This window comes from Paenibacillus sp. FSL R10-2796, from assembly GCF_037965315.1.
Taxonomy (GTDB): Bacteria; Bacillota; Bacilli; order Paenibacillales; family Paenibacillaceae; genus Paenibacillus_AQ; species Paenibacillus_AQ odorifer.
Genome location: NZ_CP150178.1, coordinates 359,385 through 376,101, shown reverse-complemented (window position 1 = coordinate 376,101; position 16,717 = coordinate 359,385). Strand labels below are relative to the sequence as shown.

Annotated in this window: 11 protein-coding genes and 2 pseudogenes; 1 reads left to right on the top strand and 12 read right to left on the bottom strand. The window is 44.0% G+C overall.

Going from position 1 to position 16,717, the window contains the following annotated elements; all coding sequences use genetic code 11:
• Positions 1–13 precede the first annotated feature (13 nt).
• The 4 genes and pseudogenes from NST58_RS01860 to NST58_RS01845 all read right to left on the bottom strand — a co-directional run.
• Positions 14–859 (bottom strand): ABC transporter permease, encoded by an 846-nt coding sequence (locus tag NST58_RS01860; RefSeq protein WP_036687295.1) that lies wholly within the window; start codon positions 857–859, stop codon positions 14–16.
• A 4-nt stretch (positions 860–863) separates the two neighbouring features.
• On the bottom strand, positions 864–1,814 hold the full coding sequence (locus NST58_RS01855; RefSeq protein ID WP_036687292.1) for an ABC transporter permease: 951 nt from the start codon (positions 1,812–1,814) through the stop codon (positions 864–866).
• A gap of 69 nt (positions 1,815–1,883) precedes the next feature.
• Positions 1,884–3,500 (bottom strand): ABC transporter substrate-binding protein, encoded by a 1,617-nt coding sequence (locus tag NST58_RS01850; protein WP_076219020.1) that lies wholly within the window; start codon positions 3,498–3,500, stop codon positions 1,884–1,886.
• Positions 3,501–3,583: 83 nt separating this feature from the next.
• Positions 3,584–3,697: pseudogene (locus tag NST58_RS01845) on the bottom strand (peptidylprolyl isomerase); the annotation flags it as partial.
• 435 nt (positions 3,698–4,132) lie between these two features.
• Between NST58_RS01845 and NST58_RS01840 the strand changes: the two are divergent.
• Positions 4,133–5,710 carry a glycosyltransferase gene (locus NST58_RS01840; protein ID WP_339189164.1) on the top strand — a complete coding sequence of 526 codons (1,578 nt, stop codon included), beginning with the start codon at positions 4,133–4,135 and terminating at the stop codon, positions 5,708–5,710.
• Between the two features lie 57 nt (positions 5,711–5,767).
• Here NST58_RS01840 and NST58_RS01835 read toward each other — a convergent pair.
• The 8 genes and pseudogenes from NST58_RS01835 to NST58_RS01800 form a co-directional block, all read right to left on the bottom strand.
• Positions 5,768–6,769 (bottom strand): annotated as a pseudogene (locus tag NST58_RS01835) (AAA family ATPase); the annotation flags it as partial.
• Positions 6,770–7,158: 389 nt separating this feature from the next.
• Positions 7,159–7,428, bottom strand: a complete 270-nt coding sequence (locus tag NST58_RS01830; protein WP_076205571.1) for a holin — start codon at positions 7,426–7,428, stop codon at positions 7,159–7,161.
• Positions 7,429–7,430: 2 nt separating this feature from the next.
• Positions 7,431–8,585: an N-acetylmuramoyl-L-alanine amidase gene (locus tag NST58_RS01825; RefSeq protein ID WP_339245937.1), complete on the bottom strand. Its 1,155-nt coding sequence runs from the start codon at positions 8,583–8,585 to the stop codon at positions 7,431–7,433.
• 241 nt (positions 8,586–8,826) lie between these two features.
• A complete protein-coding gene (locus NST58_RS01820; protein WP_339245934.1) occupies positions 8,827–13,425 on the bottom strand; it encodes a hypothetical protein in 4,599 nt (1,532 codons plus the stop codon).
• Between the two features lie 11 nt (positions 13,426–13,436).
• On the bottom strand, positions 13,437–13,667 hold the full coding sequence (locus NST58_RS01815) for a transglycosylase SLT domain-containing protein (protein WP_076275586.1): 231 nt from the start codon (positions 13,665–13,667) through the stop codon (positions 13,437–13,439).
• 149 nt (positions 13,668–13,816) lie between these two features.
• On the bottom strand, positions 13,817–15,253 hold the full coding sequence (locus NST58_RS01810; protein WP_339245932.1) for a hypothetical protein: 1,437 nt from the start codon (positions 15,251–15,253) through the stop codon (positions 13,817–13,819).
• 256 nt (positions 15,254–15,509) lie between these two features.
• Positions 15,510–16,025, bottom strand: a complete 516-nt coding sequence (locus NST58_RS01805; protein WP_339245930.1) for a hypothetical protein — start codon at positions 16,023–16,025, stop codon at positions 15,510–15,512.
• 55 nt (positions 16,026–16,080) lie between these two features.
• Positions 16,081–16,713: a hypothetical protein gene (locus tag NST58_RS01800; RefSeq protein WP_339245927.1), complete on the bottom strand. Its 633-nt coding sequence runs from the start codon at positions 16,711–16,713 to the stop codon at positions 16,081–16,083.
• Between the last annotated feature and the right edge of the window lie 4 nt (positions 16,714–16,717).

The following is a 16,717-nucleotide window of genomic DNA, read 5'->3' as shown; positions in this document are numbered from 1 at the left end:
TGTCTTCACACTCCTATCTTCGGATCAGCTTCGGTTCAAAGCCAACCCGCAAAATATCGCCCAGAACATTAAAGCTCAGAACCGTTAATAGTATCAATAACCCCGGGAACAATGCCAAATAAGGTGCCTGAGCGATATATCCCTGCGCATTGTTAAGCATACTGCCCCAAGTGGCATTCGGAGGTTGTACCCCGAACCCAAGAAAGCTTAGGGACGACTCCATCATAATCGCGGAAGCGATATTATTCGTCGCACCTACAATCACAACAGGTACTAGCCCCGGAAGAATATGACGCCAAATAATTCCGAAGTTGCTCTGGCCGGAAGCTTTTGCATACAGTACATATTCCCGTTCTTTAATCGTCATCGTCTCCGCACGAATCACACGGGCAATGTTCATCCACATTAATAGAGCAATGATTAAAATGATGTTTCCTACACTCGGCTTCAAAAATACGCTGAGCAGCAGCAGCACAAGGAAAGATGGAATGGACATCACTACATCAAGCATCCGCATCAATAGATTATCAATCCATCCGCCAAAATATCCACTGATTACGCCCACCGTCACACCTATACCCGTGGCAATGATCATTGAAGCAAAACCAACTAGCAAAGATACCCGGCCACCATACAAAGCTCGGGCAAAATAATCCCGGCCGTAATCATCCGTACCAAACCAATGATCCGCCCCGGGTGCCTTCAAACGTGCCAAAACATCCATTGCATTCGGATCATGTCCGGATAAAAAAGCAAATATAGAGCCTAGTGTGAAGACGATTAAAGTAATGAGGGCTGCGACACCCAATTTATTCGTAAATAGCTCATCTCCAACACTTTTCCATTTACTGCGATTCATGAGGTCACCTCGTTAATTTAATTCGTGGGTCCACGAAGCTATATAGAATATCCGCGACCAGATTGCCGATGATCAGCATTAAAGAAGAGAACAAAGTTATTCCCATAATTACGGGATAATCCATCCCTTTAACCGCAGTCATCCCTAAAGAGCCAATACCCGGCCATGAAAATACCGTCTCCGTTACAATTGCACCCGCCACCAGATCACCCATCGACATCCCGAGCAATGTAATTACTGGCAACAGTACATGCTTAAGCACGTGACGGAACAGAATCGTTGTCTTGCTGGATCCAAAAGCATATTGAATCTGCACATATTCTTCTTTTAGCTGTCCAATCGTACTAGAGCGGATGTATCGTACGTAACCGGCCAGAAATCCAAACGCCAATACGGCGCAAGGCAAAATACCATGCTTCAATACATCAACCGCTGATTCCACACCAATGGTTCGCATCCCCATTATAGGCAGCAGGTGCAGCTTAATTGCGAATAAGTACATAAGTAAGATGGCCAGCCAAAATAAAGGCACTGAAATTCCGATATAGGATAAAAAATTAATTAGTTTATCCACCCAGCGGTTCCGGTTAGCTCCAGCAAGCAGACCCATCGGGATCGCCAACAGAACGGCTAAGCCGATTGCACTGCCCATCAAACCTGCTGTTGCAGGTAAACGTTCTAGAATTTGCTCCAATACAGGCTGATGATTCACAAGGGAATAACCGAAATTGCCCTGCAGTACTTCTTTGATCCATATAAAATATTGAATGTAGGCTGGCTTATCCAGCCCAAGGTTATGCCGGATGCGCTCAATATCATCCGCGTGCATATTCGGCGTAACGAAGGATAGTACCGGATCCCCCGGAGCCAGCTTAATCATCGCAAAGCACACAACCGAGACAAAAAACAGCATCGGCAGGGTTTGCAGTAATCTTCGGACGATAAGTTGTCTCATACGTATATTCTCCCAGTTCTATATCGGTAAAAAAATAAGCTGGATTGACCAGCTTATTTTTTCCCGTTCTTATTTAAGGTAGATTTTCGATAAATCTTCAAAAATAACGACAGGCTTCAAGACTGCTTCTTCTAGACCACCGTAGTTCTTGGAGACAGCTACAATAGTCTTAGTATTAGCAATTGGATAAATCGGTGCATCGTCAGCAATGATCTCTTGGATCTTCTTATAGATCTCACCACGTTTAGTTACATCTGCTTCTCCTGCACCATCATTGAACAACTTATCGACTTCAGCATTATTATAATGCGAGTAGTTAGAGTCTGCAGTAGAAGTATACAAAATTCTGTAAGCATCAGGATCGTAACCCATAATATAACCTGCAATCGCAAGTTCAAAATCTGTTGAATTCATATCACTGAATTTCTGGCCATATGCCGAGGCATCCATATTTTGCAGTTCAACTTCAGCGCCAATGGCCTTTAGCTTTTGCTGCACGTATAGTGAAATGGCTTCCTGAGCTTTATTACCGCTCGATACAATCAATCTCAATTTCAGATCGCTAACCCCTGCCGATTGCAGAAGCTCTTTGGCTTTTTCTACATCATTATCAAAAGAAGGTACGTCATCAGTATAGAACAATGCATCCGGAGTCAAAAAGGACTTCGCCGGGTCTGCATACTCATTAGAAGTATAAGCAGCCTGAATGATTTCATCACGATTTAGGGCTAAAGACAAGGCTTGACGAACTTCTTTTTTAGCAAGAGCACCTCTATCACTGTTTGCATTGAACAACAGGTAGGACAATCGGCCTTCACTATAAGGCAGGATTTCGAAATTGTTCGAAGCCTCAATCGTTCCAACATCCTGTGGATCTAGATACTTAATGTTGATCTCACCATTCTGAAGTGCGAGATTCGCAGCATTCGTATCTTTAGCAATCCGGTACGTTATAGAATCAAGATGTGGTTTGCCGCCAAAGTAGTTATCAAATCTCTCGAGTGTAACATATTCGCCTGCTTTGTATTCTTTAAATTTAAATGGGCCAGATCCAACCGGAGCAGCATTCTTGGTGCTTTTCTCTAGATCCGTCTCATTCTCAAAAATATGCTTTGGAATCGGAAATACTTGCACTAGTGTAGCTTCAAAAGCTGGGCTGACCTGCGGAAGCTTGAACTCTACAGTCAGATCATCCACCTTAACTGCCTTAACGGGTTTATCACCGATGAATAAGTTCGCTCTCAGCATGCTGTTTTGCTTCTCATCGAGGATGCTATCAATCGTGAACACGACATCGTCAGCTGTAAGCTTTTCTCCGTCATGCCAAGTTAGTCCACTTTTCAGTTTCAATGTATAGGTCAGGTTATCTTCGGAAAGTGTCAGGCTGTCTGCCAAGTAGAAGGTCTTCTCTCCGTTATTCACTTGGAACAATGGCGCGTAGAGCGCTTGGTCAATCGTCAGACTGACACGATCACCTGCATAGTTCGGATTTAGAATGACAGGATCTGCAGCGACCCCAATAATTAAGTTGCCGCCATCTTTTGGTTCAGTGCTTGCTGTCGATCCTTCAGTAGCCGTAGGCGTCTGATTTGTATTTGTGGAAGCGGCGTTATTTCCCCCGGAGCACGCGCTAATCAAAAATGTTAACAAAACCAAAGTAATAACTCCAGATAATCCTCTACGCATAAGTTTCTCCCCCGTGTCTATATTGTCTTTGTTTGTTTTTTATATTGTATATCGGGATACTAGGAATTACAATGGATAGCATTTCACATTAATGTAATATTGAGGGAACTGATAATTTCGACCTTTTTCATGACATCCCCACGCCTTAAAGTATCCACAGGGTCCATACCTGAAATGACTCTTCCGAATACAGTATGCCAAGGGTCGCAATAATCAAACTCTGTTCAGCCACCAATATGAGCTTCAGTCTTAGCTGTCTCTTCCGGTGCAATCAATTTCCTCAGCATCCTCATTCAGCAGAGGTCGGTATTCACCCTTTCCATCATCCCAGAACACATCCGCACGAGGATTCATGGCCAGTAACAGATTGATTAACTACTGAACTTTTAGTGGTGATTTATCCATAGTCTCATTCCTGTGCTCATCTGGCTGCATTCTTATCTAATTATCCGGTAATTGTACAGCAGATTCATCAAAATTAATATATCTAAAAAGTTCAATTTATCCAACTCTCATTTCTCATTTACTATAAGAACTTTGCGAAATAAGGATTATTACTCTCTCACTGTAAATATATTGAGAACATACCTATACCTCTCGGAAGAAAGGGAGAGTCCCCCAAGGAGGCCGCAATGAATAAGACACGCGTATTAATCGGCAGCCCGATCCATCAAAAGCCCAATGTATTACGGGAATTTCTGAATTCCCTGCTGCGCTTGAATATCGAGCAAATCGAACTGGATTTCCATCTGATTGATGACAATGATGATGAGGAATCCAGCCGGCTGCTCCAGGAATTTAAAAGCAAGGGCGAGCATATTTTTATTCAAAGCTCCGGCTTTAACGATGTGTACATCCGCAATGATACGACTCACTATTGGAATTCTGATTTAGTCTGGAAAGTCGCCAACTTCAAAAACCTCATGATTAACCGAGCGCAAACCCTGAACTACGACTACCTGTTCCTGATCGACTCAGACCTCATCCTCCACCCCGATACGCTAAGACATCTAATAGGGACGAACAGAGATATTATTTCAGAGGTATTTTGGACACAGTGGCAGCCAGATACCATGTTTCAGCCGCAGGTCTGGATGCATGACGAATATAATCAGTGGGAGATACTTCCCGGCGAAAAACTGCAACCCGAGGAGATCAACCGCAGATTTCATGAATTCATAGCCAAACTCCGCAATCCTGGAATCTATGAAGTGGGGGGTCTCGGCGCTTGTACTTTGATTAGCCAGCATGCGATAAAAGCCGGGGTGAGCTACAATCAGATCCGGAACATATCATACTGGGGCGAGGATCGCCATTTCTGCATTCGTGCCGCGGCCCTTGGCATTCCGCTATTTGTTGACACCCATTATCCTGCCCTTCATTTGTACAGAGATAGTGATTTGAACAAAGTTGAAGATTTCATCAGAGAAACAACAGGGGTAAAAGCTGAATCGGCACCCACACCCATCGAGGAAAATTCCAATGAGGTTGCAGCTGCTCCTATAACCAAAAAGCGTCCCAAGCTAACCCTTACCATGGTTGTAAAAAATGAAAGCGGGCGCTTCCTGCGACAGGTTCTGGAGGAACACCGCAAATATATCGATGAGGCTGTCATTATTGATGACGGCAGCACCGACAATACAGCAGCTGTCTGTCTGGAAGCACTTGAAGGCATTCCCGTTCATCTCGTGCATAATACCGAATCCAAGTTCGGCAATGAAATTGAGCTGCGAAAACAGCAGTGGGAGGAAGTCCTAAAGACAAATCCCGAGTGGATTCTGAGTCTGGACGCGGATGAGATCTTTGAAGCCAGCTTTGCAGAAAATATAGATTCCTTGCTGTATGCAGATGGGGTCGATCTGTTCTGCTTCCGCCTTTACGATTTATGGAACGCGAACCATTACAGGGAGGATACCTACTGGCGCTCTCATCTGAACTACCGCCCTTTTTTGCTTCGCTATAAAGAAGACTTCAACTATGTATGGAATGAATCCCCACAGCACTGTGGGCGGTTCCCGGAAAATATCTTCGAGCTGTCTCATCAGCTAAGCAACCTGCGGCTCAAGCATCTCGGTTGGTCCAAAGCCGAGTTCCGGCTGGAAAAATATCTGCGTTATATGCTCCTCGACCCCGACGGCAAATACGGCTGGAAAGAGCAGTACATGTCCATCTTGGATGAACAGCCTCATCTAATCCCTTGGGTGGAATGAGGCTTACAATAAAAAGGGCGTTCACAAAACCATTAGGGTTTTGTGAACGCCCTTTTTTTATTCAGAACTCAATTCAGAACTCTCTGGTCCATCGACTTCTGGCTTCAGAATGGTTACTGTCAGCTCGTCGCCGGATTCATCCACCTGAATAACTGATCCCTCTGCGGCTTCACCAGCAATAATCGCACGCGCCACACGTGTCTCCAAGCTGCGCTGGATAAATCTTTTCAACGGTCTTGCCCCATACACAGGATCAAAACCTTCCTTAGCGATAAAACGCACCGCCGATTCAGTTAATGCCAGCCCGATCTCCCGTTCTGCCAGACGTAGACGCAATCCATCCACCAGTTTGTCCACAATTTTCTCGATCTCACCCAGTGTCAGCGGCTTGAACATTACAATGTCATCCACCCGATTCAGGAACTCTGGACGGAAATGACCACTCAGTTCCTTCATCACTCTATCCTTGGCAGCTTCCGTGAGCTGACCGTTTTCATCGGTGCCTTGAATCAGATGAGGTGAACCGATATTGGAAGTCATAATGATGATTGTATTCTTGAAGTCAACCATTCGGCCCTGTGAATCAGTCAGCCGTCCATCATCAAGCAGCTGCAACAGAATGTTAAACACATCGGGATGCGCCTTCTCCACTTCATCGAGCAGCACTACAGTATAAGGCCGACGCCGCACAGCTTCCGTGAGCTGCCCGCCTTCCTCATATCCAACATATCCTGGAGGTGCGCCGACGAGACGGGAGACACTATGCTTTTCCATATACTCCGACATATCTATACGGATCATCCCATCTTCGCGGTCAAACAGAGATACCGCAAGCGACTTAGCGAGCTCAGTCTTCCCTACACCCGTCGGGCCAAGGAACAGGAATGAGCCAATCGGGCGATTCGGATCTTTGATTCCCGCTCTTGCCCGAAGCACTGCATCGGCCACCAAGCTGACAGCTTCGTCTTGGCCCACTACCCGTTCATGCAGCGTATCCTCCAGACGCAGGAGCTTATCCCGCTCACCTTCTACCAGTCGGCTAACCGGAACACCCGTCCATACATAACTATTACAAATATCATGGAATTACCGCAACCATGTAGGTGCGGCATCAACTAGTTTCCATTCTCCATTTATATAAATGTAGCAATATGAAATTCCTTCGTGGACCACGTAGAATACATCTGATTGTTTTGGTTTAGTCGGAAATGGGGTTCTCGGGGATTTTGTTGCGATGCTCATCCATTTATGTAGTTCTTCGTAGCTTGTTGCCCGTTCGAGTATTTTATGAGGTGTACAGTCGGACCAGCCTCCGCGATTGAGTATATATGAAGAAACATGTTCAGCCATTGGAATAGTTATGAGAGTTGGTTGTATAGGCATGTGATCACTCCTTACCACCATTATAAACAAAAATAGCCCCTGCGCTAGGCAAGGGCTTTTAGTCGTTACTTGGTGTGACCGGGATTGTTCTTCACCAGCTCAAAGATTCCTGTAGATGATAGCCCGGCGAATGCACCTGCCCATAGACGCGGTACCGTTTCAAGGTCGGTGAAGATATAGCCAAGGTATCCAGCCAACAGACCGATCACAAGACCGATGATAGGAATTAGGTTCTTAGGTACGCTGACGGTAGTCTTAACCAACTGCAGGAACGCCAACACGATTGCAGCCAGCACCGAAGCAAACACCATTACTTGATTCAGCATGTCATTCATGGTTAAACAGCCTCCTTAGGGAATAGTAATACTCGTTTGGTGTTTACGACATTTGGATCGAAAAACACCCCTTTCAGAATGCCGAGAGATACGAGATCAACGGATTTTATATAACTAGTGTTGTTTATTATTTTTGTTTCTACCGAAGATTCACCGATATAAATTGATTTCTTCTGGAACATCCACGTTTTCACACCGAGTACAGTCAGAACCTCTTTGGCCGGCACCCAGCTGCTTCCGTTGATAAGCAGACCGCTGTACGGATCATTGCTGCCGATCACGATGCTAACCGGATTGACGCCGACCGGAAGTGGTGGGGCTGGTGGTGTTACTTCTATATATGTGCGACCAAAGTACTGACATAGACCGCGCGCGATCTCTTCAGCGCATTCTTTCCGGTATGCATCAGACATCAGCAGTTTGGCTTCATCTGGGTTGTCCATGAACGCACCTTCAACAAGTATGCCAGGCATATCAGCTTCACGAGTAATGTGTAAGTTAGATGTCTTCAGTCCGCGATTGATCAATGGAGTGCCCTTTACAAGATACTCCTGTACGTCCTGCGCGAGCTTCTTACCTTCCTTTGAGCCAGCGCGGTAATAGATTTCGATTCCCTTTACCTTGCTGTTCCACACGTTCCCTGCTGCATTAGCGTGGACAGATACAAAAGCATCAGCTGGACGACCGAATCCGTTAGAGATTTTGTTGTTGGCTAGGTCCGTACGGGTTTTAAGAGGTACGTCAGTATCTCCTGCGGATACATGCAGAACATCGAAGTTATTTCGCTTCAGGTGAACGTTGAGCTTATCTATAACTGCACGATTAAATTCGTTTTCCTTCATATAAGTACCATCTGAGAATAGCGGTGTACGTTTCCCAGCCGTTTCCATCCCATGTCCGTCATCGGTTGCTATTAGTATCTTCTCCATGTTGAACAGCCTTTCCGGGGCTTCTGCCCCCTGTGATAAGTTCGATAATGTAGTTGAGCTCTTCCGATCCAGTCTCTTTAATTGTTTCGTACGACCATACAATTTCGTCGGCTGCCATTTTCGCCCACCTAAAAATTCGATTTGGTTTGTTGCCCATCTTCGCCAGTCCTCATTTTCATCTGCCAGATATGGGAAGTGCGCGGTGAGAAATCTCTTAAACATCTTCATTCCTGACCGTTTCCCGAATAGGTAGAACAGGTAAAACAAAAGAGCCTCCCACTTGAGAGACTCCATGTTTTTTAATAGGTAGTAAGCAATTTCATACAGCGTCTCGAGTACACTCCACAATAGTTTCACCGCCGTATAAAAAGAGATCCTTAACTTCAGGGCCATGAAAAAGCAGTATCAGATATAGTAGATCCTCCGATACTGCTGATTGTCTTAGTTCGCTTTCATCATATTCAATCATTTAATCACCCAACCTTGGGAATTCATTGACCATCTTTTCCTTGGCGGACTTAGCAGCTTCTTTTAGGATCTTCTCCATTGCCTTAGATTGATCATCTAAGCTCATTGATGTATCAAGTTCAGATACGAGACGTTTGGTTTCCTCCCCTTGGAGTTGTGAGAATCTGGAGTACTCTTTTCCTGTCAGTTTCACGCCGTTGATTGTCTTACCTGGCACACGCGGAGCTAGTGTTTCGTCACCAGTAGCAGCGATAAGGTCTACTATTTTACGAGCTTCATCGGAAAGCTTATAGTTGGATGGAAATCCCGGATTCGCAAAGATATTGAAGGCATTTCCATCTTGATAGTGTGTTTGTTCTTGACCCAAAGTGTCGTACTTTTTAGGCAGTGTCTCAGCAAGACCGGGAATCTTCGCTTTAACGGTATTCAATACCTTTTCTCCGGTTGAAGGTGAGTATGTTTCGCGCTTTGTGTTGTCTCCGGACTGTTTGATTTGATTGGATAGCGTCGGCACGAACGAAGATGGCAGGTCAGCGACTATGCTTACGATCTTATCTGTGGTTGTTTGGCCTGTGTAACCGGACAAAGCGTCCTGTACGCCCTTTAATAACGATTGTTCAGCCATTGTATTCACTGCACCCGCCGCACTGTCATAAATCAGTCCGGTAGCAGTAGATCCGACTCCTTTTTTTGAGCTTCCTTCAATATTTCCTTTTACATTTGCTCCAAGTGCTATAGCTACCGATACAGGCTGCATCCAATCGTAATTGTACAGCTTATCTCCTTCTTTAATATTTGCATCTTCTTCATTAAACCCTGATTTAATGAAGCGATACAGAGCAGATAAGTTGACTTGATAAGCCCCTTTTCCTGTTTGTGATTGGAGTGATCGAATATCTTTATCACCACTAGCTGTTCCTGTTAGGATTTTATTATCCATCAAGAAGTAACCGAGCATACTCAGACCGCCAGAACCAACAATTGCTCGGGATAAACCTTCTACTACTGCTCGCGGGTTGTTTTCTACTCCATTTTTATACATAGGTTTTGCAATCATACCTATGGTTCTCAGGAATCCTGCAGGACTGTATTCTAAAGCCCTCATGAGCAACGCGCCTGGAGTTTTAGGGTATTTGATAATCAGATCACCGAGACCAAAGTCTTTACCGAAATTAAGACCTCTTTTAAATTTGGTAAACCCAGTAGCTAGTGCGTTATTATCTTGGAACGTAGCGTACTTACCATACTCAGATGCAATTTTATTTATGTTTTCATCTGCATTACGGATAAACTCTTGTACATACTCTTTGCTTGGTTTAACGCCACTGTTAATTGCGTCCAGCGTTCCGAGTTCTCCTAGTGTCTTATTCATGGCTCTGGAGTAAGCAGCGTTATCAAAGCTTCTCAGCGCGGCTCCTAATGCCTTTTCGGTGTATTTCAAAGGGTTGTATTTTCCTTTGAATGCTGGACTTGCTAAGTCGTACTGAGTCTCTATACCGTTGATGTTAACGCCTCTCCAACCTGCAGATCCGCCTTCAATAAAGTTCTCCCAATACTTGCCTTGATTGTTTGTTCTGAATGTCACCGTCCGATCAGATCCGGTAATTTTTGAACGCGCGATGTCAATTGGCGTAGAAACGTACTTACTGATTCTCTCCAAACGATAAAACAACTCATTACCTAACACGTTACGAACCTGAGTTTTAGGGTTCAGAAGTTGAGCCTGTGTCTGGGCGCTGGATATTTTCTTACCAAGTGATGGGTTATCCAAGCTTTGCAGAATCACCTGTAAATCTTGGGAAGCTACTCTTTTCGCTTCACCCGACAATTCATCTACTTGAGAAGCCAGTTTAAGCAGTGAATTCGCTTCATGTTCACTCAGTTGTTTGGAGTTGATTAACTTTTGTGTTAATCGTTCAGCAGATGCTACGGACTGAGAAGTAACTTTTTTGTTGGATAGATCATATACTTCACGTGATTTCTCATAAAGAAACTTAAGTTGTGGCCGAATGTCTTCACCTAAGTCCTTAACCATCTGCGCTGACCAATCTGCAAAGTTGATGATGTTTCTACCCATCTTAGCAGCGCCAATTACTGCGTAATCAGCCCAGATATCAAGTGGAGTCGAACTAACGCGAACCCCTTTGGCTCTCAGGCGTTCTTTTGCTGCTGCTTCCTGAGCATCAAGGAACTTCATTACGTTGTCTTTGACCTTTTTATCCTTTGGAATCTTAGGTGCTTTAGGTTTGTATTCCTTACCGGACTCTTTGATAAATTGTTTGGACTCTTCAACGAATTTTTGAATAATAGAAGTCTCAGCATCCGTCAGCGTTTCGCCTGCCTTAGCACGTTTAAGAATGTCTACAGCGTCGTTGGATAAGTCTTTTACGCCTGTCATTTTCTGATTGATAGTAGCCAAACCTTGGAGATCATCAGCCATTTGTGCTGTAACCTCAGCCTTTTTAGCGATCTTAGAAGAGGTTTCATTGATCTTATTGGCGTAACGTTTAGCCACCATATAAACGCCTTCTGGAGAAAGTTTGTTGTACGTTGACAACGACTGTAGAAACTGTGCACTGCGTGTTGATTCTTTCAACAATGCATCTGCCATTTTCTCAGCTGCTTGGATATTCCCTTCTTTAATATGTGTGTCGATTAAACGTTGGGCTGTGATGGACTGTTCAGAAGTCATGCCACCCTTAGTATCCTCAAGGATGAATCTTGTAGCATCTGCACGATCCTTTAAACGTTCCTCTGCTTTAGCCAAATCCCCACGGTTAGTGGTCGGCTCGTACTTCGTGTCGAGTTTAGATGTGAATCCTTCCGGTATCTTCTCAGAGTTTTTAAGCGTTTGAGAGAAACCGCGTTCGCCAACTACTTTCTTTTTAGGAGTCTTAGTGGCTGCCACTTCTGTAGTTGCTGCTACTTCTTTGTTCACTGGCTTAATCTTTGCCTTTGGTTTGGCTGGTTTAATCTCCGTTTTAGGAACAAGTTCTGATTTTGGTTTAACATATGTTGAAGTCGTTGGTGTTTCATCAGGGAAAGCCTTCGACTTGTCATACTTTCCACTGAGCAAGAAATCAATATCTTCCTGCGGCAAAAACTCCCCTGCATTCACTTTGTTTTGGATCTGCTGCTCACGGGACAACTCTTGCACTGGATTGCGGATCACAGGCTCTGTATACGGCGTAGGATCCGTTGCTTTTATGTTGGTATCCTTAAGCTTACTCTCTACAATCGGAGAGTCGGTTACACGTCTAGTGTCTACGTTTTGTCTAGCTTGTTCATACAGCTTCTTGTTGCTAATTTTCTTGGAATTCGTTTCTTTCAGTGTTTTATATTCGTCGATAACGTCTTGGGCGTACTTTGTACTAAGTTCTATCGGATCATAGTTTTTCATCGCTTGACGATTCGCTGTGGCCGCTGCCGTTTCAGGCGTTGCTTCGTTTAAACGGAAGGTGTACGGAGTCGATATTGTGTCACCAGATGGAGTTGTTTTGATCTCTCCTGCTAACTGCTTGCGCACAGTTCTAGGGTTAGCTTCGGGTAAAGCAAGTAGTTCAGGTGCGATTTCTGCAATTTCAGATTCAGGGATACCACTTTTACGAAAACGACTTAGCAAAGATGTTCCAAGTTCTCCCAAAGCTGCACTGGCTCCACCAAGAACAAGACCAGCAGCAGCACCACCAAATGCGTTGCGAGCAATCTCATTTCCACTATCTTGACCTTGTTGCAATCCGAAACCTACACCTTGCAATGATCCTGCTATACCTTCTGTAGCAGCTACTTTAGCTACATTTTGCGACCCTGGTATCACCTTACTAGCACCTTTCAAGAACGTCTGACCAGCTTTGCCACTGAGTGCCTTAGCTGTAGCGTCATATGAACTACCAATGATCCCTTGACCCACAGGAGCGCCCGTAGGCGTGAGTAGAGGCGTTACAAACTCATTGATGATATCTGTAACCTTATCCGCTGCCTTACTTCCTGTAGAATCACGCTGTGTAACACCGCTATTACCTGTAAATGAGTTAGATACGAATCTACCAACTGGGTTTCCAAATGCAAGTTTATTCATTGCGCGAGACGGTAGCTTCAATATTTCAGGAATATTTGTATCATCGATAGCCTTTTCGCGTATATCGTACTCTGTTCTCAAGGAGTTGTGCGAAGCGTTAGCAGGACCTTTTCCTGTTTGCTGCAATAGAGAAGCTGCTGGAACTTTACCCTGCAACGTAGAACTAATGTCATTGGTGATGTTAGGTGTGATTGGAGCCAGTGTTTTTCCAGAGAACGGATCTGGTGCCACCGCAACCGATGCTTTTTTATTGGCTTGATCTTGTTTGAAGTCTACTGTTTTCGGTGTTTCTACTGGTGACGTTACCGTTGAATCAATAGGTTTTGTGACGCTTTTTATGGTGTTGTTTAATATCGCTCTTGATCCTTCAAGTAGCTTTTTTTCTTCTCTAACTTTGAGTTCTTCATTAATTTCTTTTGAGGTTCGGTTAAAAAAATCATCTGCAGACATTTTAGTTGATTTAGAACCTGAAGAACTCTGCTGTTTTTCGTTAAAAAAATCATCTGCGGACCTCTTAGCCACCTTCTCACCCCCTAATACCATTTATTTTTATCCCAAAACTCTAGCGCCTTTTGAGGCGTTCCGTATCTATCTTTAATGTATTTCAGCCCTGCCTTTGCTTGTTCATAAGGGTCAGACCAGTTCACACTGTTTCCGCCGTAGTTTTTCCGTGTGCCATCGAGGAATTGGAACAATCCTGCTGCTGTTGACTTAGGATTCTTAGCGTTAGAATTAAAGCTTGACTCTCTAGCTACCAACTCCAAAACATCGTTAATCCAGTTAGCTGGATATCCACCTGCAGTTATGGCAGAAGATACCGCGCTTTTAGCTGTAGCATAGTTCTGAGGATTCGCTTTGGCATCTTTTTCAGCTTTGTAGTAATTTGTATAAGCCCCACTAACAGAGGGGCTACTTACTCCCCCGCTGTTGGTATCTCCACATCATCAGGCCATTCATATCCACTTGCGATCCACGCTCTATATTTTTCGTAAGTAGATACAGGCAGACTTTTTATATAATCTTGTGCCACAGATGGATTTTTAGGATTAGCATCAACGACCTTTTTAATATTTGACTGGTAGTCTTCGTATGTCTTTGTTGTTTCTGCTTTTGTAGTCGCTGTTTTCGCTGCTGATGTTGTATATGCGGTACCTTGATTAACACCATATCCTTCAAGACCTGATGGGGCTTTTCCGGTTGCTTGCCAAATGTCCATCAATTTACTAAAGTTTGCGTTATTAGCTGAATTGCTAGCACTCATGGAAGACGAATCTGCATTCTGCTGACTAATCGCCAACTGCTGAGCAAATTGTTTAGCTGCAAGCGTCTCTGTACCTTTAGGCAGACCATACATAGTAGCTAATCCATCGGGAATAGATCCTGTTTGTTCTGCCACCGTCCAAAGATTGGTGAGCTGACGCTGTTGCTCGGCAGTTGTCTTGGATCCGTCTGGCATCGTTCCAGTGAGCTGCGCGTTTGTAATGCCTTGGTTGTATTCTTGTTCCTGTTTAGCTAATGCTTGAGCCTGAGCAGATAAGTCCTGAGATTGTCCAGCAAGAGTACGGATACCCGGATTGTTTGAACTAGCTTGTGCTGCTGTCTTATCAGCCCCGTAGAAGCTTGGATCAATACCAAGTGACTTAAGTTGTGAGCGTAATTTATCAGCCTCTGTACTGAGTACAGAACGTTCTCCAGCGGTGATCCCCTTCGTCTCTGCTTGGGTTTTAAGACCCAATAGGTTATTAATTGCTGTCTTGGCTTCAGGAGGTAGATAGTTACCTGTAAGCTGTGCTTCATTCTGAGGCGTGGTAACGTCTTGCTGATATTGTAGACCGTATAAGTTACCTTGATTAGCTATGTTGTCCTGGTATCTTCCATACGCTTGCTGCGCGTACTGCGGCAAAATGTTATTCGCTATATTTTCAGTGGTTTGATTCGCCAATTGGTTCGCTACCGTCTCGGAGTACGAGGATTTACCTTGCCCTGTGGCTCTGAGTTGAGCGTTAGTGTTTTTCTGATTCACTGCTAAGTTTTGCTGTGCTGCCTTAACAGCTGCCTGATAAGCTGGGTCTGATTCAGCATCATAGGTAAATGGTGTGTTCACAGCACTAGATATGTTGCCAAGGGTCTGCTCTGTGCGTGATGGCGTAGTTGTTGCTGCTACCATCTTCTGCGCAGCACTTGCAGCTGTAGTAGGTGTCATAGTCTTTGTTGGCACTAAGCTCGTAGCCTGTGACATCGCTTGAACAGGGTTTACACGTGATCCTGTGCTGGGCGTTGTCGTTGGATTAGCCTTATAGGACTGCTTAGCTTTGCGGATCGTATCGAGATTGAACATACTCTGTGCCATGGTAGACCTCCTTGAGTGAGAGTGTATATAAAAAGGGCGCCAGATTAGCTGGACGCCCTTGAATGTATGTTCTATTACTTGTGATGCTAATGATACTTCATGCTGTCAAGTAGATTGAGTTTAATTGTAGCTATTGTTGTATAAAATCTGTAATGTAAGTCCCTAAGTTGAACTTAGGCAGCTATTGTTACTCATAGCCCAACTTTGGGCTTTGACTGACCTCAGATTTGAGGTGAGTGGTTATTACAACCCTGACTCAGCCTTCAGCTTGTAACTTGGCTAGATTATCTTCGATGTCTTTCACTGATTTTTCATATTGAGATAATTGCAATTCATATCTACTTATAATATTTGCATAATCTGTTTTTTCTTTGTCAGTAGTAACATTACCAGCCTCAATTTTCTTTGCAGCAATGAAATCTTTTGTTTCTTGCACCTTATTATTTGCGTTAGTAAGGGCATTTTTAAGTCCTTCTATTTTTTCTAGCCTGTACTTCTCTTTTACCGCTGTTGTATCCAACTTTTCACCCTCCTTTAAAATCACTTTTTTTCCATCGTTTATCACTTCATACCCTGCAGCTTCACCTATTGATCTCACAGGAGCATAGTTTTTTCCCTCAACGACTACAGTGTTCAATGTTTGTCCATTAATTTCAACCGTATATTGTGCTTGTACTGTTTTTCCAATCAAGTTTTGAATATCATCCGCAAACGCCGTGGCAGAAAGAGTGAAAATAGCACCAGCAATAAACCCTGCTACTTGTTTTTTCATATTGTACTCCTTTGTGTACCAATTTTCTCCAATATACCACAGCATTTGCTAAATGTTAAAGACCGCCTGCTTCAAGTCTATCAAATATTTCGGATATATCTTGCTGAAGGGTTCTATCAGTATTATTGTTATAAAGCTTATCCCAACTAGCAAAGTTGACTTTTCCAGTAACGTTAATATCCAAATCTCCACCAGAAACGTTCAACACTAGTCCGCCAATACCTAATAGTTCCATAAAACCAGATACATCATTCAACCCACCTCGTTCGGTGCCGTTAAATATCCATTTCAGCGCAGGCGTTCCTGCATAGTTAGGATCAATAGCGACATAATGATCTGCACTTGATTTAGCTGCAAATACATTACCTGTTGAACTCATCTCACAACGCGGAAACGAATCTTTTGATGTAGCAATATACGATCCAAATATCTGCACCGACTCTATTAGACCAGCTACGATGTGCCCTAGATTAGCACTGATAGCTGAAAGCTCGTCTACATCCATTCGATCAGCCTTGATTGATTTGGCGCGGACGTTCCTGAAATCCACGTCTCCGTTCAAGGTAAAGTCCAGATCCTTCAGCATTGAGGCGAGTTGATTAGACAAATATTTGATGTACTCTCGCAATTCCTTCACATCGTTAGTTTGTGGCGGTGCTTTGAGTTGGGACATTTTCCATATACCCATGATA